The sequence below is a fragment of the Streptomyces sp. NPDC058637 genome (assembly GCF_042717325.1).
Classification (GTDB): Bacteria; Actinomycetota; Actinomycetes; order Streptomycetales; family Streptomycetaceae; genus Streptomyces.
Genome location: NZ_JBHXRD010000036.1, coordinates 43,555 through 63,973, shown reverse-complemented (window position 1 = coordinate 63,973; position 20,419 = coordinate 43,555). Strand labels below are relative to the sequence as shown.

Annotated in this window: 21 protein-coding genes and 1 pseudogene; 9 read left to right on the top strand and 13 right to left on the bottom strand. The window is 69.1% G+C overall.

The window, feature by feature from the left end:
• Positions 1–52 precede the first annotated feature (52 nt).
• Complete coding sequence (locus ACFWVP_RS29155) at positions 53–1,141, top strand: ABC transporter permease (RefSeq protein WP_384500968.1); 1,089 nt, start codon at positions 53–55, stop codon at positions 1,139–1,141.
• Complete coding sequence (locus ACFWVP_RS29150) at positions 1,138–1,884, top strand: ABC transporter ATP-binding protein (RefSeq protein ID WP_384500948.1); 747 nt, start codon at positions 1,138–1,140, stop codon at positions 1,882–1,884. The genes ACFWVP_RS29155 and ACFWVP_RS29150 overlap by 4 nt, the downstream gene beginning before the upstream one ends.
• On the opposite strand, the gene ACFWVP_RS29145 is transcribed toward ACFWVP_RS29150, so the two are convergent.
• Entirely contained in the window at positions 1,852–2,172 is a 321-nt protein-coding gene (locus ACFWVP_RS29145; protein ID WP_384500967.1) for a histidine phosphatase family protein, read from the bottom strand. The genes ACFWVP_RS29150 and ACFWVP_RS29145 overlap by 33 nt on opposite strands.
• A gap of 181 nt (positions 2,173–2,353) precedes the next feature.
• Here ACFWVP_RS29145 and ACFWVP_RS29140 point away from each other — a divergent pair.
• Positions 2,354–2,740 (top strand): annotated as a pseudogene (locus tag ACFWVP_RS29140) (hypothetical protein); the annotation flags it as partial.
• A 428-nt stretch (positions 2,741–3,168) separates the two neighbouring features.
• Here ACFWVP_RS29140 and ACFWVP_RS29135 read toward each other — a convergent pair.
• Positions 3,169–3,384: a hypothetical protein gene (locus ACFWVP_RS29135; RefSeq protein ID WP_384500970.1), complete on the bottom strand. Its 216-nt coding sequence runs from the start codon at positions 3,382–3,384 to the stop codon at positions 3,169–3,171.
• A gap of 153 nt (positions 3,385–3,537) precedes the next feature.
• Complete coding sequence (locus tag ACFWVP_RS29130; RefSeq protein WP_384500969.1) at positions 3,538–4,704, bottom strand: hypothetical protein; 1,167 nt, start codon at positions 4,702–4,704, stop codon at positions 3,538–3,540.
• A 173-nt stretch (positions 4,705–4,877) separates the two neighbouring features.
• On the opposite strand from ACFWVP_RS29130, the gene ACFWVP_RS29125 reads away from it, so the two are divergent.
• The 3 genes from ACFWVP_RS29125 to dhaL all read left to right on the top strand — a co-directional run bounded on the left by ACFWVP_RS29125 (position 4,878) and on the right by dhaL (position 7,118).
• The gene (locus ACFWVP_RS29125) at positions 4,878–5,054 is read left to right on the top strand and encodes a hypothetical protein (RefSeq protein WP_384500947.1); all 177 of its coding nucleotides are present in this window, start codon (positions 4,878–4,880) and stop codon (positions 5,052–5,054) included.
• Between the two features lie 349 nt (positions 5,055–5,403).
• Positions 5,404–6,402: a dihydroxyacetone kinase subunit DhaK gene (locus ACFWVP_RS29120; protein ID WP_384500946.1), complete on the top strand. Its 999-nt coding sequence runs from the start codon at positions 5,404–5,406 to the stop codon at positions 6,400–6,402.
• Positions 6,403–6,455: 53 nt separating this feature from the next.
• Positions 6,456–7,118 carry a dihydroxyacetone kinase subunit DhaL gene (dhaL, locus tag ACFWVP_RS29115; protein ID WP_384500945.1) on the top strand — a complete coding sequence of 221 codons (663 nt, stop codon included), beginning with the start codon at positions 6,456–6,458 and terminating at the stop codon, positions 7,116–7,118.
• A 43-nt stretch (positions 7,119–7,161) separates the two neighbouring features.
• Here the strand turns inward: dhaL and ACFWVP_RS29110 are convergent, their stop codons facing one another.
• Positions 7,162–7,842, bottom strand: a complete 681-nt coding sequence (locus tag ACFWVP_RS29110; RefSeq protein WP_384500944.1) for an HAD family hydrolase — start codon at positions 7,840–7,842, stop codon at positions 7,162–7,164.
• A 537-nt stretch (positions 7,843–8,379) separates the two neighbouring features.
• Between ACFWVP_RS29110 and ACFWVP_RS29105 the strand changes: the two genes are divergently transcribed.
• The gene (locus ACFWVP_RS29105) at positions 8,380–9,039 is read left to right on the top strand and encodes a ScbR family autoregulator-binding transcription factor (RefSeq protein WP_384500943.1); all 660 of its coding nucleotides are present in this window, start codon (positions 8,380–8,382) and stop codon (positions 9,037–9,039) included.
• An 840-nt stretch (positions 9,040–9,879) separates the two neighbouring features.
• On the opposite strand, the gene ACFWVP_RS29100 is transcribed toward ACFWVP_RS29105, so the two are convergent.
• A complete protein-coding gene (locus ACFWVP_RS29100; RefSeq protein WP_384500942.1) occupies positions 9,880–10,119 on the bottom strand; it encodes a hypothetical protein in 240 nt (79 codons plus the stop codon).
• Between the two features lie 373 nt (positions 10,120–10,492).
• Between ACFWVP_RS29100 and ACFWVP_RS29095 the strand changes: the two genes are divergently transcribed.
• Complete coding sequence (locus ACFWVP_RS29095; protein ID WP_384500941.1) at positions 10,493–11,248, top strand: transposase family protein; 756 nt, start codon at positions 10,493–10,495, stop codon at positions 11,246–11,248.
• A 200-nt stretch (positions 11,249–11,448) separates the two neighbouring features.
• On the opposite strand, the gene uppS is transcribed toward ACFWVP_RS29095, so the two are convergent.
• From uppS to ACFWVP_RS29080, 3 genes are read right to left on the bottom strand one after another with little or no spacing between them, the layout of a single operon-like run.
• Complete coding sequence (uppS, locus tag ACFWVP_RS29090) at positions 11,449–13,374, bottom strand: polyprenyl diphosphate synthase (RefSeq protein WP_384500940.1); 1,926 nt, start codon at positions 13,372–13,374, stop codon at positions 11,449–11,451.
• 17 nt (positions 13,375–13,391) lie between these two features.
• The gene (locus ACFWVP_RS29085) at positions 13,392–14,261 is read right to left on the bottom strand and encodes an ABC transporter permease (RefSeq protein WP_384500939.1); all 870 of its coding nucleotides are present in this window, start codon (positions 14,259–14,261) and stop codon (positions 13,392–13,394) included.
• Positions 14,258–14,866 carry an ABC transporter ATP-binding protein gene (locus ACFWVP_RS29080; RefSeq protein WP_384500938.1) on the bottom strand — a complete coding sequence of 203 codons (609 nt, stop codon included), beginning with the start codon at positions 14,864–14,866 and terminating at the stop codon, positions 14,258–14,260. The genes ACFWVP_RS29085 and ACFWVP_RS29080 overlap by 4 nt, the downstream gene beginning before the upstream one ends.
• Positions 14,867–15,070: 204 nt before the next feature.
• On the opposite strand from ACFWVP_RS29080, the gene ACFWVP_RS29075 reads away from it, so the two are divergent.
• Positions 15,071–15,277: an MmcQ/YjbR family DNA-binding protein gene (locus ACFWVP_RS29075; protein WP_384500937.1), complete on the top strand. Its 207-nt coding sequence runs from the start codon at positions 15,071–15,073 to the stop codon at positions 15,275–15,277.
• A 178-nt stretch (positions 15,278–15,455) separates the two neighbouring features.
• On the opposite strand, the gene ACFWVP_RS29070 is transcribed toward ACFWVP_RS29075, so the two are convergent.
• The 5 genes from ACFWVP_RS29070 to ACFWVP_RS29050 all read right to left on the bottom strand — a co-directional run bounded on the left by ACFWVP_RS29070 (position 15,456) and on the right by ACFWVP_RS29050 (position 20,360).
• The gene (locus tag ACFWVP_RS29070; RefSeq protein ID WP_384500936.1) at positions 15,456–15,623 is read right to left on the bottom strand and encodes a hypothetical protein; all 168 of its coding nucleotides are present in this window, start codon (positions 15,621–15,623) and stop codon (positions 15,456–15,458) included.
• 187 nt (positions 15,624–15,810) lie between these two features.
• The gene (locus ACFWVP_RS29065; protein ID WP_384500935.1) at positions 15,811–16,806 is read right to left on the bottom strand and encodes a carbohydrate kinase; all 996 of its coding nucleotides are present in this window, start codon (positions 16,804–16,806) and stop codon (positions 15,811–15,813) included.
• A gap of 185 nt (positions 16,807–16,991) precedes the next feature.
• Positions 16,992–18,470, bottom strand: coding sequence for a glycoside hydrolase family 32 protein (locus ACFWVP_RS29060; RefSeq protein WP_384500934.1), 1,479 nt, complete (start codon positions 18,468–18,470; stop codon positions 16,992–16,994).
• A gap of 80 nt (positions 18,471–18,550) precedes the next feature.
• On the bottom strand, positions 18,551–19,423 hold the full coding sequence (locus ACFWVP_RS29055; protein WP_384500933.1) for a carbohydrate ABC transporter permease: 873 nt from the start codon (positions 19,421–19,423) through the stop codon (positions 18,551–18,553).
• A 1-nt stretch (position 19,424) separates the two neighbouring features.
• Positions 19,425–20,360 carry a carbohydrate ABC transporter permease gene (locus ACFWVP_RS29050; RefSeq protein WP_384500932.1) on the bottom strand — a complete coding sequence of 312 codons (936 nt, stop codon included), beginning with the start codon at positions 20,358–20,360 and terminating at the stop codon, positions 19,425–19,427.
• Positions 20,361–20,419 lie beyond the last annotated feature (59 nt).

Below are 20,419 nucleotides of genomic sequence, written 5' to 3'. Positions count from 1 at the left end.
GGCGAGGGTGGAGACATACCGCTTCCACCACCTGAAAGGGCAGGCCCACGCCGTGTTCGTCGCCTGGAGAGACCTGAAATTCGCCAAGGGGCGCTTCGCCCTGATGGGCACCGTCATCGTGCTAATCACTCTGCTGGTCGGGCTGCTGTCCGGGCTGACCGCCGGCCTGGGCCAGCAGAACATCTCCGCGATCACGTCCCTGCCCGCGAACCAGATCGCGTTCGACGCACCCAGCAGCGGCCAGGACATCTCGTACGCCAACTCCACCGTCACCGAGCAGCAGTGGCAGCAGTGGGCCAAGGCAACCGGCGTGATCAGCGCCGAACCGCTGGGCATCACCACCACCAAGGCCATCGCCGGAAACAAGAGCACCGGGGTCTCCGCCTTCGGCGTGCAGCCCGGCTCCGCACTCGCCCCCGACAGCAACAATATCGACGACCAGTCGGCGGTGCTGTCCACCACCGCCGCCGACGACCTCGGCGTGAGCCCGGGCGACAGCTTCACCCTGGCCGGACAGAAGGTGACCGTGGCCGCGGTGAGCGGCGACGCCTCCTTCAGCCACACCCCGGTCATCTGGACCAGCCTAGGCACCTGGCAGCAGGTCGCACCCCCCACGGGCAAGAGCGACAAACCGGTCGCCACGGCCATCGCCCTTAACACCACCTCTGGCGCCGACATCGGCGCCACCGACGAGGCTGCGGACACCAAGACGGTCTCGCTGGACGACTCGCTGTCCGCGATCGGCTCCTACACCTCCGAGAACGGCTCCCTGCAGCTGATGCGCGGCTTCCTGTTCGCCATCTCCGCCCTGGTCATCGGCGCCTTCTTCACCGTGTGGACCATCCAGCGCAACGGCGACGTCGCCGTCCTCAAAGCACTGGGCGCCTCCACCGCCAACCTGCTCAAGGACGCCCTCGGCCAGGCCGTCGTTCTGCTAGCCGGCGGCACCCTGATCGGCACCGGCATCGCCGCCGGCCTCGGCGCCCTCGTCTCCGGCTCTGCCGTGCCGTTCCTCCTCACTCCCACCAGCGTTCTCGTCCCGGCCGCCGTGATGATCGCGCTCGGCGCGATCGGAGCCGCCCTGTCCATCCGCCGCATCACCTCCGTCGACCCGCTGACCGCTCTGGGGAGCGTCCGATGAGCCTCAACCTGACCGACATCACCCTCACCTACCCCGACGGCGAGAACCGTCTCACCGCCCTCGACGACGTCACCCTGGATGTGCTCAAGGGCACCCTGACCACGGTCGTCGGCCCCTCCGGCTCCGGCAAGTCCAGCCTCCTCGCGGTCGCCGCCACCCTCATCACCCCCGACTCCGGCACCGTCACCATCGACGGCCAGGCCACTACCGGCCTGACCCGCGCAGAACTCACCGAACTGCGCCGCCACAAGATCGGCATTGTCTTCCAGCAGCCCAACCTGCTGCCCTCCCTCACCGGCGCCGAACAGCTCCAGGTCATGGCCCAGATCGACGGCCGCAAGCCCCACACCGCCCACACCCGGGCCATGGAAATGCTCGACGCCGTCGGCCTGGCCGACCGGGCCGCACGGCGGCCCCACCAGCTCTCGGGCGGCCAGCGCCAGCGCCTCAACATCGCCCGCGCCCTGATGAACGACCCCACCGTCCTTTTGGTCGACGAACCCACCAGCGCCCTCGACCACGAACGCGGCGCCGCCGTCATCGACCTGATCACCCGCCTCACCCACCAACGAGCCACCGCGACCGTCCTGGTCACCCACGACCGTGCCCACCTCGCCGCCGTCGACCAGATCGCCGAAGTCCACGACGGACGCCTGCACCTGCCCGCCACACCTGACCCGACCGCGGCTCAGTGCTCTGACCGCATAGGTTCACCGGACCGAGGCGGGCCAGTCGGCGGATAGCGTGCAGTGCCGGCCCGGGCGCCAGGTAGGCGGTGCTTGGAGCAGTTCTTCCAGAGGTGTTCCGGTGAGCAGATGGTCGAGTGCCCATCGGTTGGCCGAGTGGGCGATCACCAGGATTCTGCTGCTGTCCCATCCGGTGGCGAGGTCGTGAAGGAAGGCACGAGTGGCCGTGACGACCTGGCAGTAGCTCTGGCCTCCGGGAAACGGTTCGTCGATGTGCTGGGCTCGTTGGGCGGCGATGAGGGAGATCGGGTGTCCGTTGAGGTCTCCGTAGTTGCACTCACGCAGTCACGTCAACGCCCGCCACCCCGCGGTCCTGGCCGCCCAACGCCGCGAACGAGCGCGCATCCGTGCAGGTCCTCTGCCCCGGCACCCACTCGCGGATCCGGAGATCGATGCCCCGACGAACCCCAGTCACCCGTGCCTGCGCTGCCGATTTCCGCACAGTGCGACGCCTTCCACACCGCCTGTGCCCGCACCGATCTGGTTGCCCGGATGTACGCCGCGGCGATGGGCGCCGACTACCCGGCTGAGATCGGCGCTTCGAGCTCCTGCGACTGGGCCCCTACTGGGGCTCATCACCGCGCGGCTGAGACTGCGACCGGGGCAGCTCCTCATCGATGCCGGCCGCGGAACCGGGGGATCGGCCTCTGGCTGGCCCGCGCCCTGGCCCTGCGCCTGGACGGCTTCGACCTTTCCCCGGTCGCCGTCACCCAAGCCACCGCCCGCCGCCCCCACTTCCTCGGCAGCGACACCACCCGCGCCATTCCGCGTCGCCGACCTGCAGAACACCGCCCTGCCCGACTCCGCCGCCCACGGCATCGTCTGCATCGACGCTCTTGGCCGCGCGAACGACCGCGACCAGGCGGTCGCCGAGCTCGGCCGCGTCCTGGCCCCGGGCGGCCAGCTCGTGATGACCCGGTCCCTGCGCCCAAGCGCCACCCCCACGTGGGCCGAGCAGGCCGCAGCATCCGGTCTCATCGTGGAGCACCTGGACGAGCGGCCCAATGAACCCAAGGTGTGGGAGCGCCTCTACCGGCTCTGGATCACCCACGCCGACGAGCTGCGTCGCGAACTGGGTGTCCCGAGCCCATGCCAGGGCACTGGCGCCTGGTCTCCAGCCCGGTGTCTTCCTCGCCCGGGCCGCCCCGATGCCGCCCGACTGACCCGAGCAGCTGGCCGACGAACCTCGGCCACGACCCCGAAGCTCTCGCTGAAGAGGCCCACCAGCAGGTGCGGCAGGCCGGATGTGTGCACGAACCCGCAGCTGACGTTCCTCTCAACTCAACAGGGGAGCGCGGTTGTTCCCTGTGCCGTCAGGCCGTTGGCCAGCAGCGCCCTCCAGTTGCCGCCGGGATCGTCACATGCCCGCTTCTGGGCCAGACCCTCCAGAGGCTCTCTGTCGCCTGAGTCGGCGGCGATCCGGGCCAGGGATTCGGCCTGCGCGTGTTCTCCGGCGGCTTCCAGACGCATGGCGAGCATGCCGGGAGCCCAGGGCATGCCCGCTTGGTGGGCGCGCCACAGCAGCGGCAGTGCCGCTTCGGCGCTGCGTTTCGCTGCCAGCCGGCGCACGATTGAGGTCCCGGGAAGTGGCCGCGTGCCAGGCCAGCCGCTCAGCCGCGTCGAAGCGGCCGGTCCTCTCCCGCCCTCTGATCACGTTCCACAGCGGCTGTGTGTAGGCGCCGGCCACAGCACGCAGAGCCCACTGGTCGGCTTCCTCCGTGAGACCGGCGTCTTCCGCGTCCTCGACCATGGCCGCATACGCCTGCGCAATGCCGGCGGCAGCCGCAGCTTCCAGCAAGGATCGTGCCGCCGCCCTGTCGACGCTCCCGTCATGGCGGGCGCACTGACCGCACGCACGTCACCCCACACGGCCTCGTCGAAAGAGGAAGGTACGTGGATGGCCCGGCCCGCAAGCAGCTCACGAGCCTGCGGATAGGGGTCAGCACCTATGAAGGGACGATCGGTCATCGCGGTCCAGTGCTCCGGCCAGACGGTCGCCAGGACGAGAACGGGACCACGCTCTGGATCCTGAAGCAACGCACGAGGCCCCGCCGCCACTGGCTCCGCTTCCCTGCCGGCGCCTTCCCCGACGTACCGCCGAAGCTCGTTGAGCCAAATCGCGGTGTGCGGCGCAATGCCTTCCTCCAGCACAGCGGCCAGCGCCATGACAGGCGTCGGGTCGAGCGGATGCCACAACCGCCACCCTGCCGGAAGTTCCTGCACCGCCTCCCAGCACGCCCTGGTCTTGCCCGACGACGAACCGCCGACCAGAACGACCATCCCGCTCGAGCCGCCCTCAGCCTGCGCCACCACCTGCCGCACCACAGCGTCGTGCGTCCTGCGCACATACAGAGGCAAGACCCCCGGTGTGCCGGACGCCGCCTCGCCAGAGGGACGCACCTCCCACTCGGTACAGGCGTCCGCCAGCCGCAGTGCCGCAAGAAGCTTTCCTCGCCCCACAGGCGCAGCCAGGGACTCGGCCGGCGCGACGCGAGGGCGGGACGGACGCCCACCCCGCAGAGCCTGCCTTTCCGCCCAGGCTTCCTCCCACAGCTTCACCCACGAGATGACGGGAAGCGATGGATCGGCTCTCCGGGCGAGCACCATGAGGTGAGCGAAGAGGAACCCAACCGCTGCCCGGTTCGAAGGGACGCTCTTTCCCGTCAGCCAGTCGCCCGGTGACGACTTGCGCAGCGAGACGGGCGGAACCTGCTTCTGCCCTTGGTGGACCAGCGCGTCGAGAGTCGGCCTACCCGCCTTCCTGTGCAGATCGACGAGAACGGCTGCGAAGGCCTGGGCCGCAGTTTGCCGTTCCATCCACCACTCATCCAGAACCGGACAGCACCGGAAAACTCGCCACGCAGGCCCTGAGCAGCCTAGACGCGTCCCGGCTAGGCGAGCACGCGTCGCCGGAAACCCTCCGGACGCGGGGCAATCCTCCCGCACGCCCCGCCGCATGAACGCCAGGGCCCACCCAGGAGGAGAACAGTGTGATCACACTGCTCGAGCAGCTCAACGAGCCCATCGCCACCACTGTCATCGCCGCGCACGGCATAACGGTCGCCATCGTCGCCCTGACAGCGGTCTTCGATCCATCCCCTCAACGCCGGAAGGAGGCCCGAGCCACCCTGGCCTTGCTGCTCGGCCAGGACCGAACCAGACTGTAACGATCACAGGGTGCCCGCTGATGCCCTACATGGCCCTCGGCGGGCATCCCGCGTCCTGCACCTCATCTGAGCCGGCACAGGATCCGCCACACCGTAGGACGCCCGCCCGATGGCAGCGTGCGAGAGCTTCCCGGGCGGGCTCTTGCAGACACTCTGGCCCCACATGGAAGGGCCGGCGCGAACGAAGGACCAGCCTGCGCTGAGCCCTAGCGGCCCCTGTCCTCGACGCATCGACCACTCTGGGCGAGTTGCCGTCAGCACACCGTCACCCTCACCATGGAGGTCTCGTCCGGAGGCTGACCTATCCGGCTCATCCGGTCTCGTGCCGGGGACGAAAGGCGTGCCGATCATGGCCAGGTACTTCGAGAACTGCGCGGGCGAACTGGCCTCCGACGCACTGTCCGGTTTCGCGCGCGCCCACGCAGATCTCGTGGGATACGACGCCGCCGACGGATTCGTCAGGGCCCTGCACACCGCACCGGCCCGGCTGGTGGGCCTGCTCTCGGGTGGAGGGGCGGGTCACGAGCCCCTGCATGCCGGATACGTCGGGGCGGGGATGCTCGACGCCGCCTGCCCGGGGAGGATCTTCGCCTCTCCTCACAACCGGCAGATCTTCCGGGCGTCCCTCGCGGTGGCGAGGCCGGAAGGCGTGCTGCACGTGGTCAAGAACTACACCGGGGACCGGATCAATTTTGGTATCGCCGCCGAACGGCTCGCCGATGCGGGGATCTCCTGCGGGCGCGTCCTGGTCGATGACGACCTCGCTTCCGACTCCGAGGAGATAGCTGGCGGACGCCGTGGCACGGGTGCCACTCTGCTGGTGGAGAAGGTCCTGGGCGGTGCCGCGGACAGCGGAATGGGACTCGGCGGGCTGGTCGATCTCGGCACCAGCGTGGCGGGCCGGTGCCGGACCCTCGCAGTTGCTTCCGCCGCTCACCATGCACCGGCCGACGGCGAGCCCGCGTTCGCTCTGCCGCCCGGTGAACTCGAGTACGGCGTGGGAATCCATGGTGAGCGCGCCGACCGGACCAGGAGCCGAGAGCCGTTGGGTGTACTGGTGGAGGACATGGCCGGCGCTTTGCTGGACGCGCTGCGCCCTGGCCCCGACGAGCCGGTCGTTGCCCTGGTCAATGGCCTGGGGGCGGTCACGTCACTTGAGCTGTACGGCATATTTGGTGAACTCGCCCGGGTTCTCGAGGCGCGGCGAGTGCGGCTGGCCCGGCACCTCGTCGGCAACTACGTCACCGCTCTCGACATGCGGGGCTTCTCCCTGACCCTCATGGTCGCCGACCGGGCCGTACTGGACTTCTACGATGCGCCGGTCCGCACCCCTGCGCTGTCATGGTGAGGCCCGTATTTGCGGGATCCCGCAGGTCACCACTGGAGCAGGAGGACGACATCATGACGCACGTCGCTTTCGACGGCACGCAGGTCCGTGCCTGGATGCGTCGCTTCGCCCAGTCCGTGTATGCCACCGAGGCCGAGCTGACCGCGCTCGACCAGCGGGTGGGAGACGGCGACTTCGGCGCGAACCTCGCCGCAGGGGTCCGGGCCGCCGGTCTGCGGCTCGACCGCACAGAGGAGCCGACCGGCCCTGCGGAGACCTTGGGCGTCATGGCAGATGCCTTCCTCGACGAGATCGGGGGGACCAGCGGTCCTTTGTTCGGCCTGCTGTTCCAGGCGTTGAGCAGGGCCGCCGACTCCGGACCCCATCTGACTACGGCCTCGCTCGCCGAAGGCACCGCCCTGGGCCTGGCCGCCATCCGCCGTGTGGGGGATGCCTCACCAGGGGACAAGACACTGGTCGACGCGCTCGCTCCGGCTGCCGCCGCGTTGCTGGTGGCGAAGGGCACGCCGCCCGCTCAGGCTCTGGCCACGGCGGCGGACAGCGCCTGGCAGGGGGTGCGGGACACGGCGTCCCTGACGGCACGCATGGGCCGGGCGAGCTACCTGGGACAAAGGGCGACGGGCATCCCGGACCCCGGGGCGGTCGGCGTTGCCCTGCTCTTCGCCTCTGCCACCGGAACCGTGGACACCCTGGCGCACCATGTGACCACCGGCTGACCGCCTTCTCAGGCCAGGGCCCGGCGTCCGCGGCTGCGTCGCTCTACGCGCGGATCCGGCGCCTGGCCCATGACAACAGCTCGTCCGCGGCGAGGCTCCTGACCCACAGATCGGCCTGCTCCGCCTCCAAGCCCGGCGGGCACGGCCCGATCCCGATGACGCGAAGACCTGCCCGCCGTGCGGATTGCATGCCGGTGAGCGAATCCTCCACGGCCAGAGTCTGCTCTGGCGGTACGCCGCAGAGACGTGCGGCCTCCCTGTAGACATCGGGTTCCGGCTTCGGCCGTAGCTCCTCGCCGGCGACCACGACGTGGTCGAAGCAACGGAGGAGCCCCGCCCGCCCGAGGCATGACTCCACCATCGTCCGGGGACAGTTGCTCGCCACGGCGAGAGGGACACGGCCGACGGCCAGCCGGACCAGTGCGGCGGCTCCGGGCATGGTGACCGGGTCCTGGTCGACCAGCGCGGTGAAGGTGCTGAGGAGCTTATCCGTGAAGTCGTCCACGAGGTCCGGCTTCCCGGACTCCTCGGCCATGAGCGCCCCGCACTCGGTGAAGTGCACGCCCTTGGCCCGGTCGGCGAAGCTGGTCGGCGGCTTGACGCCAAACGCCCGAAATGTGGCATTTCGGGCCTCCTGCCAGTGTCGCTCGGTGTCCATCAGGGTCCCGTCGCAGTCGAAAACGATGGCGGACGGGGACCAGGAAAGGATGGGACGAACTGTCATGTGACTGCCGTTCTCGGAGGCTGCGCCGACCGGCTCGGCACGGGCGCAGACGGGTGCCTGGATGGGTTCATTCGGAGAAATGAGACAGGAGCGTGGGGGCTGCGCCACTCATGCGCCACGTGACATTTCCGTGCGCGTCAGGGAGGCACGACCGCCCCTTTTTGGCTACATCCGAAACATCGTAGGCATTATGTTAATTCAGCCTCTCCGGACTCCGCAATCACCATTTTGAGTGACAGAAATATTCCCGAGGAAGATGGCCGTCTCCCCCGTGCGCGGTGCTGCCTGCTCCACGGAAAGCAGGCAAATGGCCTGATGGGAAACGTCCTCCAGGTTCCGAGTCGCACCGATTGGCAGGAAGTTCGGACGCCCGGCGAAACGATTCTGCGCAGCAGGTGGCGAATTCACGGAAGTTACCCCCAAGCGCGCACGGTCAAAGAATAATAGGATCTTCCACGCGCTGTGGATGGGCACTCCGGGCGGAGACGTCAGCCTCCATCGCTACTGCTGGAACATTTGAACGAAAGTGGAACTGAAGTGCAGGACAGGGCCCGTGCCACCCGTAAAGAGCTGCTCGAATCAGCAGCACATCTATTTATCGAACGGGGATATGCAGGAACGAGTGTCAATGACATAAGTGATCACTCCGGGAAAACGAGCGGAGCGATCTATTTCCATTACTCCAGCAAGGAGAAGCTGGCACTTGCGGTGATCCATGAGCAGTTCGCCACCTGGCCACAACTCGCGGCCCCCTACTCCGCCCCCGACATCCCTCCACTGGAGAAGTTGGTCGTACTCAGCTTCGGTGTCGCACGGTTCCTCAGCGAGGACGTCGTGGCGCGCGCGGGCGCGCGCCTGTGGGCGGAACGCCGCACCATTAAGTCCCCCGTGCCGGCGCCGTTCGGCGGCTGGGTTTTGGCCGTCACCCGGCTTCTCACCCAGGCTCGCACGCGAGGTGAGCTGGCGGACGAGGTCACACCGTCGACCGCGGCCGTGACGCTCGTGTACTCCTTCTTCGGCCTCTGCACGCTGAGCGAGGAGAGGCCGGGCGGTCGGAACTGGGCGGAGCGGCTGGACCAGTGGTGGCTGTTCATGCTCAAGTCCCTGCAGGCGGAGCCGGAGCCGGCCGTTCTGCTCGAGCGCGCCCGGGGGCGGATTCCCACGCCGCCGGAGGACCTGGCTCCGCGCCGCGGCTGACGGCGTCCCGCACTCGCCGGTCTCGACGACGGCGTCCTCCGAAACGCCGACACCAATGGGGCGGGGGAGCGACCGCGGCAGGCGCTCAAATTGAGGAGCTCTTCGGCGTTGCCGTCCACATCTTCCCGTTGCAGGAGTGCAGGAGTGCAGGGGTGCAGCTACGGCGACCGCCGGGCGCTGGTGTAGTGCGCTCAGCCGGGCCTGACACAGAAGGAGTCCTCCGTCGGTGAGCCAGATCTCGATCGCCGACATGCGCGTGCGTTGCATTCCTGGCGGGGAGAGCTCCGCTGCAGGCCAGCTCCCCACGTCAGGCCTCGGCAGGCACCTTGACGGGAAAGGCCCCGCCCCCGGCATCGGATCGACAGCGTTGTCGAATTCGGTCCGCTGAGTGCTATTCGGCGGGCCGAAGGGCTGCCAGGCGGGATGTGCGTGTGCAGGCTCGCGGGGTGTCGGTCCACCGGGCGCTGGGGCGGTGGAAGTTCATCGCGATTGCGCAGCTTGTATTCGTCGTGTGGCTGATGCCCGCACCCCTCTTGCCCAGGACTGATTCATAGTTGTCGTAGCCACAGGTTGTTGCCGGTCAGGGCAGCCTGAGTAGGTCGAGGGGGCGGGAGTTGGGCGCGTAGGAGACCTCGCGCAGGCCAGCCGCGATGCTGCGGTTCCCTGCCTGACGGAGAGTGTCGGTGCGCGAGCCGCGCGCGGTCTGCGGTGTCCCGGTGCGACCCGCGTCCGGGCGGCGTGTCTGCGGGCCTTCGGGCAAGCCGAGTGCCTGGTACAGGGCCGTGGGTGGTCGCGGGCGGCGAGGGCGTGCAGGACGGTGCGGCAGAGCTGTTCGCTCCGTTACTCCGACCGCTCCGGCCAGCGCCTACCCCACTCCTTGACCACCCGGTCGCCGACGGCGAGCGACCGATACGTCCGGCTGTTCACCTCGATGCTGAGCTCCCGCCCCTCGTCGGTGCGGATGTGCATCATGTAGTGGCCCGTCGGGCCGTAGGTACCGGTCGAACTGCTCACCCCCCGGCCGGTGACCTCCCCGGTGTAGGCGTCCTTGCTCTCGCCCAACCCGTGCGCGGCGATCATCGCCAGGACCATGGCGAGCGGGCGATGGAGAGGGGCAGGACAATGGTGTTCGACATGTGTGATCCCCCTGCATCGACGACGGCACAGGTTATCCACGGCAGCGTACCGGTCTTGTGGGCGAGCCCAGAAGCCATACCCAAAGGGGCTGTTCGGCCCCGGTCCGGGGTCAGGGCTGACTCATAGTCCGGGTAGTGGGCGTCGTGCAGGTCACCGGAGGGTAACGGGACTGGCGAGGCCGTCACGAACGCAAGGAGGCTCCGGTTGACGGGGTGACCGACCAAAGTCGCCCTGCATCACCGGAGCCTCGAAGTGCCGCCAGTCTGCCATCGTCTGCCTGATCAAGTCGCCCAGCCCCGCCACACGCGAACTGTCCGTGTTGAGGGATCGGTTGACGGCTCTGCCCGACCCGCGCGACCGCCGCGGACGACGACACTCGCTGGTCTCGGTTCTCCTCACCGCCTCCTGCGCGGTCCTGGCCGGCGCCCGCTCCTACCTGGCGATCGGGCAATGGGCCCGCCACGCTCCCCAGCACACCACACCCTCGCCCGGCGGCTCGGCATACGCGCCCACGGACCGCTTGGGGTCCGCACTCCGCCGTCCGCCTCCACCCTTCGCCGCGTCCTGGTCGCATGGAGCTCGCCCACACCTTCTTGGCGACCTTTTCGAGTTCCCGGGTCTCGGCGGGGATGTTGGGGGCGTGCTTCTTGATCGTGGCGAGGGTGGAGCGGGCGAAATTGTTGCACACCGGTGCGGCGGCGGACCGGTAGCGGGTGTCCAGGTCGTCGCCGATGGCCTTGCCGTTGGTGGTGGCCCAGTTGTTCCAAGCGGTGCACGCTGTCGGCGTGAACACGGCCTGGTCGGCGTCACTGAGGTTGAGGACCTCGACCAGCACCGTGTTCTGCACCTTCTCGGGAACGGCGAAGTCCACGACCGGGAACTTCTCCACCGTGTCCAGCAGAGCCGACTGGCAGGCGGGCGACAACTCGGCCGCCTGAGCGAAGGCGGGCACGGCCACTGCCGTGGCGGGTGCGGATACCACGGAGGGGGGCGCGGTCACCGCGGAGGCGGACGTGCTGAGTACGGCGGCGGAGGCGATCGCCGTGGTGAGAGCGCCGCGTCGGACATATGAGAGAGGTTCATGACGCGTATGACGGACCGACGAACGCTCACCGGCGCTCCCGGGTTACGGCCCGCGGCCCGTGAGGTGGCCTGCTCCAGGAACCTCGTCGGTGCCGTCGCTTCGATGGAAAGCTGAACCGAGCGCCACTGTTTCCCGGCCTGATCCATCTTTCGCCTGTGTCTTCACGGCTCGTGGCACGCTTTTGCTTCTCACCCTTTTGCGAAGTCGCTGGCCGCCCCCGTCGGCGCTGGGACGGCGCCAGCGGTGGTGGGTGGCGTGGCATCGGCAGGACACGGCGCAGGTAACGGCACGGTTGACGGTTGGCGGGGGGCGATGAGGGGTGCGGCGCCGTGGCGGCGTTGGCGCCGGCTGTACTCGGTGATGGCCTGCCACAGGTCACGTCGGTCGGCGTCGGGCCAGTAGCCGGGGGTGAAGTGCAGCTCGGCGTATGCGGCGTGCCAAGGCAGGAAGTTGGAGGTGCGCTGCTCGTTGCCGGTGCGCCACAACAGGTCGACGTCCGGCATGTCAGGGTGGGGCAGGTGGCGGGTGAAGTCGTCCTCGCCGATGAGGTGGGGGTCGATGTCACCCGCGTGGGCTGCTTGGGCGAGGGCTGCGGCGGTGCGGGTGATCTCGTCGCGGCCGCCGTAGTTGATGCACACGGTCAGGGTCAGTGCGGTGCGGGTGCGGGTGCGGTGCTCCTCGCGTCGCAGGGCGTGGACAAGTTCGTCGGGGAGTTTGTCGGGGTGGCCCAGCCAGCGCTGGCGTACGTCGAGGTCGCGGATGGGGCCTTCGTCGAGGTCCCGTCGGATCGCGCCCAGGATGGTGGTGATCTCGTCGGTGTCGCGTTTCCAGTTCTCGGTGGAGAACGCGTACAGGGTCAGGTGGCGCAGGCCGATCTCGAGTGCGCCGTAGACCATCTCGTGGGCGGCGGCGGTGCCGGCGCGGTGGCCTTCTGGGCGGGGCAGGCCGCGCTGGTTCGCCCAGCGGCCGTTGCCGTCCATGATGACCGCCACGTGGGAGGGCATCTGGTCGGCGGGGATCTGCGGGGGCCGGGCGCCGTCGGGGTGCGGGGGCGGGGGCCGCAGGGCGGTGCTCTCCGCTGCCGGTCTCACAGCGCTCAGGGTGAGCGAGGGTCTCCGCGGTCCGGGGGCGGTCAGGGGCGTCAGGCTCCAGGCCAGGTGCGAGCGGAGGCGGGCGGGGGCGAGGATGCGGGTGCGAGCGACCAAGGTGGGGCGCGGGGCGCGCTCGAGCAGGACGGGTCCGGCCGCGTCGACGGCATCGAGTTGGGCGCGCATCAGGCAGGCGGCCGTGTCGAGGACGATGGCAGCGCCCGGGTGCATGCCCCTGGTCATCGTGGGCTGGGTCAGCCACTGGCGGGCCAGGGCCGCCATCTCCCCGATCAGCGCCGCTGTGGCCGGGCTCCAACGCCCCTGCCGCAGGTCGTCTTCCACGCCGGGGAAGGCGGCCAGGGCTTCGTGCGGCAGGAGCAGGCCGCCCTGGGGGAGGTCGGTGCTCAGGTCGGTGAGGATGTCGGTGAGCTGGGCGCCGTCGACGAACTGCTCGTAGTCCTCGTGCCGGTCCAGCCGGAGCGTCATCGGCGCTCCGGCCTGCTCGAACAGGTGCCGTAGCTGATCGACCCACGGCACCACTGCCTCGGTGCACCAGGCGCGCCACTGGTCCCAGTCGGCGAAGCGCCGGCCGCGGACGTCCTCACGCGTGCTGGTCATGGCGCCCTGCAGGCTGGACAGGTCCAGATGCCATCGCAGGGCGGTGTCCACCAGGGCGTGGCGGACTGGATCGGTGCTGGTGCCAGCCGCCAGGTCGTCTTGCAGGGCTCGGGTCCACGCTTCGACGCGGGCCTCACGCTCGGCCGGTTGTGCATCCCGCTGGTCGGCGAGGTCGTCCAGGACGCTTGCCGCCGCCCACAACGCCCAGCCGGCCGGGCGCAGCACGGCCGGCATCAACTGGATGAGGGCGTAGATCGCGGGATCGTGCTGTCGTGTGGTGCGCTGGCACAGCCGGTACGCCGCCCGCAGCGACGGGTCATGACGGGTGGGCGGGCGGCGGACAAGACGCTGTCGCTGTGCTGGGGCGGCATCGAGGTTGGCCGTGGTGGATTTCGTAGCGGCGCGCATGTCGGAGAACCAGGACCTCAGTGTGTTTCCGCGTCAGACGCCGCAGCCGATGGCGTGGTGGCTTGGCGCGGCGCGGGAAGGCCGACTGTGCTGCTTTGCGGCCCGGGTGGCGGGGCGGGGGTGGCCGGTGGCAGGCAGTTGCGGGTGCTGCCGCGGAAGCCCAGCAGGGCGAGAAGGGCAGCGCCGGCGAACCAGGTGAGCTGGATGGCCAGGTGCCCGGGGACGGGGCTGGCGGAGAATCCGGCCGCCGTGCTGGCCTGCATGGCCCCATACGAGGGCAGGTAGCGCATGAGCGGGTTGTCGGCCCCGGAGCTCGTGATGGGGTTCTGCAGCGCGAGGTCGATGATGCTGGTCATCACGATGGCGAACATCCCCTCGACTTCCCGGCGCAGCAGCGACCCGAAGCCGACACCGAGGGCGCCGTAAGTGAGTCCGGCACAGAACAGGGCGGCGGCGAGCAGCAAGGGCTGGCGGGGTGTCCAGACCAGGCAGGCGACGGCGGTGGCGTAGGCGGCGACCGCCGCCGAGACCAGGGCCAGGGCGGTGACCTTGGCCAGGACCAGGTGGGCGCGGGGGTAGCCGGCCATGGCCAGGCGGCGGTCGAAGCCGCTGCCGGAGAACGTGGCGGCGAACATCATGAACCCGGTGATCAGAGTGACGGCGTTCAGGGCCCCACTGATCGAGGTCAGTTCGTTGCCGGGCGGGGCCAGCGCCTCGCCGGTGGCGCGCAGCCGTATCCGGGCCGGGGTGTCGGGCATCGCGACGTACGCCAGGGTCGTCCACACGGGTACGAACAGGATCACCAGGATCATGGCGAAGCGGTTGCGGCCGTGCTCGATGAGCGTGAACCGGGTGGCAACGGCGAAGCGGGTCAGGCGGGACCTCACGCGGCCACCCCCGCCCGGTCCGCACGCAGCGTTCCGGTGTCCAGGCGCCACAGCTCGTCCAGGAGTTCGGTGTCGTAGGCGAGGTGGGAGACGACCAGGATCGAGCGTCCCGCGTCCCGCAGCCGCACCGCCAGGTCCCAGAACCTTTGGTACGTCTCCCAGTCGAAGCCCTGGTACGGCTCGTCCAGCAGCAGGACCTGCGGATCGTGCATGAGCGCCAGCGTCACGTTCAGCTTCTGCCGCGTGCCGCCGCTGAGCACACCGGCCCGCTCATCGACGTATCCGGTGAAGCCCAGTACCTCCATGATCTCCTCGGCGTAGCGCACGTTGGCCAGGCGGTAGGCCGTCTTGAAGTAGCTCAGGTGCTGCCGAACGGTCAGGGCGTCATTGAGGACCACGTGCTGCGGGCAGTAGCCGAACCGGCCGTTGTGACGGACCGTGCCGCGCGTGGGCCGCAGCTCGCCGGAGAGGATCTTCAGCAGGGTGGACTTGCCAGCACCATTCTCCCCGACGATCCCACACAGCGTCCCGGCCCGCAGCCGCAGATCAACGCCTTGCAGGACCGCGCGCTGCCGGTAGGCATGGTGCACATCCCTGACCTCCACGCCCGTCCTTCCCCCGTAGACCTGAACCGACTGTGACCGAACGGCCTAACGATCACGAGTTGGAAAGGGCACGGCATCGCACCTCACCGGGGCGTGGCTGCATCGGCGCCACGGATCCAAGAGCCGCAGGCCACGGTGCCGCGCGGCCGTCTGCTGGAGCATGGCGGCGTCCTCGGGGTGCGGGCTCAGCACGGCAGGAGCCTCGTGCGCGGTGACCGGCCCGAACACGCCCGCGCGCTCGTGCATGCCCACGCGTCGATCACACAGGGCCGCTACCTCGACAAACGGCATTGGATCTCGCTCGGACCGGGCCCCGGCATCACCGAGCGGCTGGTCACCGACGCGGTCGAGGATTCCTACGACCTGGCCGTCGAGCGGCTCCCCGGGCGCGACCGGCCCCGTACCCGATGAGCACCGTGAGCTAGCTTCCTCGCGAACAGCTGAATTCTCGCTCGTCAGCGGCCTGTGCAACGGCTCGTCCCGTTCGCGCCCGCCCGCCTGCGCCTCCCAGTGCTGGAAGAGGGCGCCAGGAGAACCCCCTTCTGGCCGCGGACGCTGATGCTCGGCCCCCATGGTCGCCCGCAGCGCCTCAGCTCCACCATCCTGCGGGGCCGGCCGGCGTCGGGACGACCAACATCGCCCGGCTCCGGTCAGCAACGGCAGGCCCGTACCGCTCCAGCACGGCTGTGGCGTCGGTGGCCGGGTCGGTGAGGAGGGGCGCGGTCGCCAGCACGGCGAGGTCGGTAACGACAGCCACACCGGCTCGTCGGGGGTGCGGGAGAGCCGGAGGTGGCCGGTGACGCAAGCTTGTCGCCGGGGACCATGTCGTGGGTGCGAACTCCACCCCGGCGGGGAGGGACGCTGCGGCCCGGTTGATCTCGGGGAACGCCCTCGGCAGGCCGGGGTACACATCATCGGGGGCCGGTCGCTGATGATGAAGATCTTCAGCTCCCGAGCTGGGGCAGATGTGGTGCGGCACCGATTCGCAGCGTTGATTCGTCTGCCCAGGGTGGATTTGCGCCGGAGACCGAGCATGTCAAGGCTGCGACGTGGGCGGCGAAGGTGCAGGCGTCGGTGACATCTTCAAGGGTCAGCTCGTCAAGTCGGCCGCCGAGATGTCCGAGGGCGGCAAGGCGGTGGAGGAGACCTGCAGTGAAGGAGTCGCCGGCGCCGACAGTGTCAACGATCACGACAGGTGGTGCTGGGACGGTGACGCGTGTGCCGTCCAGTGATACGAGTGCTCCGCGTCCGCCGAGCGTGATGACGACGAGCTGTACGCCGGCGGCGTGCCAGGTGTCGCAAGCCTCTTGGAAGCTGGCTCCGGGGGCGAGGATGCCGCAGTCCTCCTCGCTCAGGCGGAGGATGTCGGCTGCGGCGCACCAGCGGGGCAGACGTTCGTGGTACACGGAAGGCGGTACGAGCAGGGGGCGGACGTTGGGGTCGATGGACACGGTGGCCTGCTCACGGGCCTGGGCGAGGTGGTCCTCGATGCGGCTGCCGCCGGGCTGACGCACCAGGGCGAGGGAGCCGGTGTGCAGGCAGACAGCGTCGTCCTTCGTGGCTTCGGCAAGTTCGTGGTCGGTCCACTGCCAGTCGGCGGCACCGTCGGCGTAGAAGGTGTAGGTGGCCTGGCCGGTCGCGTCGAGGTCGGCGACGGCGAGAGTGCTGGGCTCACGGGCGTTCACGCTGGCGGTGAGGTCGACACCGCTGGAGTTGAGGCGGGCGCGGAAGAGGGTTCCGAAGGTGTCGTTGGAGAAGCGTCCGAGGAAGCGGGTGGGGGTGCCGAGCCGGGCGAGTGCGACGGCGGTGTTGGCGGGGCCGCCACCTGGCATGGCCCGCAGCGACAGCCCCTCGGGACCTGACTGGGCGGGGTCTTCGAATATGTCGGCGACGCACTCGCCGAGAACGGTGATGCTGCCGGGGGACCCGGATCGGGCCATGGTGACTGTCTGCCTCTCAGGGAGGGCGCGGGGTTGCCGCCTCGCGCCGTGGGCGCAGCCGGGGCCCGGGTGGACAAGACCGTGCTGCGAGGGAGGTAACTGACGGCATGCGCTGCCTTCACGGGGAAGACGGCACTTGTCGTTCGGTTGGACGGGCCGCGGACAAGACCGACACGTCCGCCTTGTCAGGGACGTGTGAGCGCGGGGTCCCGTGGCTGGCCCGCCAGAACGGATTCTTGATGGACACCGCCGGTGGCCAGGTCCCATGCTTCGACGGCGAAGTCGCTGCGCCCGGTGCCTGTTGTACGGACCTGCAGTCGCCACGGCCCGTCGGCGAGGGGATAGAACCTCAGGGTGAGGACCTGTCCGTCGCCGAGGTGGACCTCAGCGATCGAGCGGTCCACGATGACGCGCAGTTCGACGGGGGTACCCGGGCGGCTCAGGGCGGGGCAGGGGGCGGTGTACGAGCCTTTTCGTGCCCGCTGGTCCAGGGAGGCGTGGGTGCGGTCGACGATGAGCTTCCCGGACGCGGGATCGAGACCGATATCGAGGTACTCGGAGCCGTCCGCAGAGGTGACCAGGCGCAGCCCGCTCGTGCCCGAGGGGTCGGGGACCAGGGAGGCGGTGAGGTCGAAGGTGCGGCTGACCTGTCCGAGTGCGGCGGGCGCGGTTTGTGTGACGTGCCCGGTGCGGTGCAGTGCACGGGCGCCGCGCAGGGCAAGGAGTTCGCGGGCAGGGCGCTGGACGACGGTGCCGTCGGGGGTGAGGCTCACCTCGCGGGGGAGGGTGAGGACGCCTGCCCAGCCCGTTTCGTGCGCCCAGTCCTCGTCGCGTGCCTCCCAGGCCCAGCCCCACAGAAGCCAGCGGTTCGTCCCGGGCACCTTCAGCAGGGCAGGGGCGTAGATGTCGGGGCCGTGGTCCAGGGGCACGGGGGAGGCGACCGGTGTGAAGCGGCCGTCTTGTTCGCGGCCGGTGTGGACGGTGGTGTGGCTGGGGCCGTTGTGCGGGGTCCAGTCGCTGACGATCAGGATGCTCCGGTCGCCGAACGTTGCGTACTGGGGGCATTCCCAGCCGATCGGGTCGGTGCCGGGCGCGGCGTCGCTTGTGTGGAAGGGGCCGTGGTATGCCCAGGTTTCCAGATCGTCGGACTCGTACAGCAGTGCTGCGGCGCGGCCGTCGTCGAGGGCGGAGCCGACCAGCATCCGCCAGCGTTCTCCCTGCTGCCAGACGTAGGGGTCTCGGTACATGGTGGTGCCGGCGGGTGGTTCGGCAATGAGCAGGTCGGGGCGTTTGGCCCAGGTGCGGCCGTTGTCGTGTGATTGGGCGGTGGCGATGGGCTGCCACCAGCGGTCGTTGCGGTGGGCGGAGTAGAAGGCGACCATGCGGTCGTCGACGGAGACGGCGTTGCCGGAGTAGCAGCCGTCGGCGTCGTTTCCGCCCGGGGTGGGGGTGAGGGCGACGGGTAGGGGTTCCCAGTTGATGAGGTCGGGGCTGCGGAAGTGGCCCCAGTGCACGTTGGAGTGCTGCGGGCCGTGCGGGTTGTACTGGAAGAACACGTGGTAGTGCCCGTTGTGGAAGACCAGACCGTTGGGGTCGTTGATCCAGTTGCGGGGCGGTCGCAGGTGTATGGCCGGGAGGTGGGGGTCGGCAGGCAACGCGGACACACAGGGCCTTTCTCGGGGTGCGCGGAGGCACACGGTGTCAGGGGACGAGCAGAGTGAGCGGTGTGGCGCCGCTGTGCGGGTCAGCCCTTGACGCCGCTGGAGGCGATGCTGTTGACGAAGGAGCGCTGGAACGCCACGAAGAGCGCCAGGATCGGCACGGTGATCATGGAGGAGTAGGCCATGATCTGGCCCCATCCCACGTTCAGCTGGAAGAAGTAGGAGATGCCCACCATCACCGGGCGCAGTTCCTCGCTCTGCACGACCATCAGTGGCCACAGGTAGGAGTTCCAGGCCGGGAGGAAGGTCAGGATCGCGATGGTGGCAACGGCCGGCCCGGACAGGGGCATGACGATGCGGCGGTAGATGGTGAACCAGCCGGCGCCGTCCACGATGGCTGCCTCGTCCAGCTCCTTGGGGATGCTCTGGAAGTACTGGTGGAAGAAGAAGACCGAGAAGGCGTTGGCGACGAACGGCAGGATCTGCACCTGGTAGGTGTCCATCCAGCCGGTGCTCCACTGCAGGTGGAAGCCGTTGACGCTCAGCAGCGGAAGCTGGTTGACCCACCACACCAGTGGCAGTGCGAACGTCTCGAAGGGCACGATGAGGGTGGCGATGACCGCGGTCAGGACGAGTTTGCGACCGGGCCACTGCATGCGGGACAGGGCGAAGGCGGCCATGCTGTTGATCACGATGCCGAGCACCACCGTGCTGGCGGAGATCAGAACGGAGTTCAGCAGGAACCGTGCCGCGGGGACCCGTTCGAAGACGGCGGTGTAGTTGTCGAGCGACAGGGCTCCGACGGGCAGGAAGGCACGTGGGGAGTCCAGGTCGCCGAAGATCTGGTCGTCCGGCTTGAACGACGAGACGAGCATGAAGACGAGCGGGAGCGCGAAGACCAGGGCGAGGGCGATGCGGCCGGATTGACCGCCGAGGTGCTTGAGGAAGGCAGTCATGTCAGTCCTTCTCCCGGGTCAGGAAGCGCTGCACGAGGGACACGCTCAGTACGAGCACGAAGAAGATCAGCGAGATGGCCGCCGCGTAGGCGGTCTGCTGCTGGTCGTAGCCGGTGTGCACCGCCTGGTAGACGACGGTGGTGGTGGAGTCGAGGGGGCCGCCCTGCGTCATCACCCTGATCTGAGTGAAGAGGCTGAAGGCCGCGATCGTGATGGTGACGAGCACGAACGTGCGGGTGGCACGCAGTCCCGGCCAGGTGACGTGGCGGAAGCGGTGCCAGCGGGTCGCTCCGTCGAGGTCGGCGGCCTCGTACAGCTCGGCGGGGATGGTCTGCAGCCCGGCAAGCCAGATGATCATGTGGAAGCCGACGCCCTGCCACACCGACATCAGGATGATGGCGGGCATGGCGGTGGCCGGGTCGCCCAGCCAGTCCGGTCCCTCGACCTGGCCGAAGGTGAGCGTGGAGATGACGTGGTTGACCAGTCCGTCCTTCCGGTAGAGGAAGGTCCACAGGAGGGAAACCACGACCATCGAGGTGACGACCGGCAGGAAGTAGACGGTGCGGAAGAAGTTGATGCCCCGGACCTTGGCATTGACGAGCAGGGCCAGTACCAGGGCGAGCCCGGCCTGGAGCGGGACGACGACGGCGGCGAAGTAGGCCGTGTTGCGCAGGGACTTGTAGAAGGTCGGGTCCTGGAAGAGCAGGGTGAAGTTCCTCAGCCCCACGAAGCGGGCTGGGGTGGGCGAGACGAGCCTGGCGTCGGTGAACGCCAGGGCGAAGGCCAGGGCGACCGGTACAACGAGGAAGACGATCAGTAGCACGACGGCCGGGGTGGCCATGCCGAAGGCGGTGAGGCTTTCACGGCGACGGGCGTTGGTCGTTCGGGTTCGCCGGACCGGACGCAGCCGCTCGGGGGCTGCGGTCTTGGTGGGCACGGTATCTCCAGAGGGTCGGTCCGGCTCGGGCGGCGTGGTCGCGCCCGAGCCGGGCCGGG

Bases quoted from the DNA above. Each gene is read 5' to 3' on its own strand.
- ACFWVP_RS29150 (WP_384500948.1), top strand. From the start codon at position 1,138: ATGAGCCTCAACCTGACCGACATCACCCTCACCTACCCCGACGGCGAG.
- ACFWVP_RS29135 (WP_384500970.1), bottom strand. From the start codon at position 3,384: ATGCCCTGGGCTCCCGGCATGCTCGCCATGCGTCTGGAAGCCGCCGGA.
- ACFWVP_RS29130 (WP_384500969.1), bottom strand. From the start codon at position 4,704: ATGGAACGGCAAACTGCGGCCCAGGCCTTCGCAGCCGTTCTCGTCGAT.
- ACFWVP_RS29120 (WP_384500946.1), top strand. From the start codon at position 5,404: ATGGCCAGGTACTTCGAGAACTGCGCGGGCGAACTGGCCTCCGACGCA.
- dhaL (WP_384500945.1), top strand. From the start codon at position 6,456: ATGACGCACGTCGCTTTCGACGGCACGCAGGTCCGTGCCTGGATGCGT.
- ACFWVP_RS29110 (WP_384500944.1), bottom strand. From the start codon at position 7,842: ATGACAGTTCGTCCCATCCTTTCCTGGTCCCCGTCCGCCATCGTTTTC.
- ACFWVP_RS29100 (WP_384500942.1), bottom strand. From the start codon at position 10,119: ATGATCGCCGCGCACGGGTTGGGCGAGAGCAAGGACGCCTACACCGGG.
- uppS (WP_384500940.1), bottom strand. From the start codon at position 13,374: ATGCGCGCCGCTACGAAATCCACCACGGCCAACCTCGATGCCGCCCCA.
- ACFWVP_RS29065 (WP_384500935.1), bottom strand. From the start codon at position 16,806: ATGGCCCGATCCGGGTCCCCCGGCAGCATCACCGTTCTCGGCGAGTGC.
- ACFWVP_RS29055 (WP_384500933.1), bottom strand. From the start codon at position 19,423: ATGACTGCCTTCCTCAAGCACCTCGGCGGTCAATCCGGCCGCATCGCC.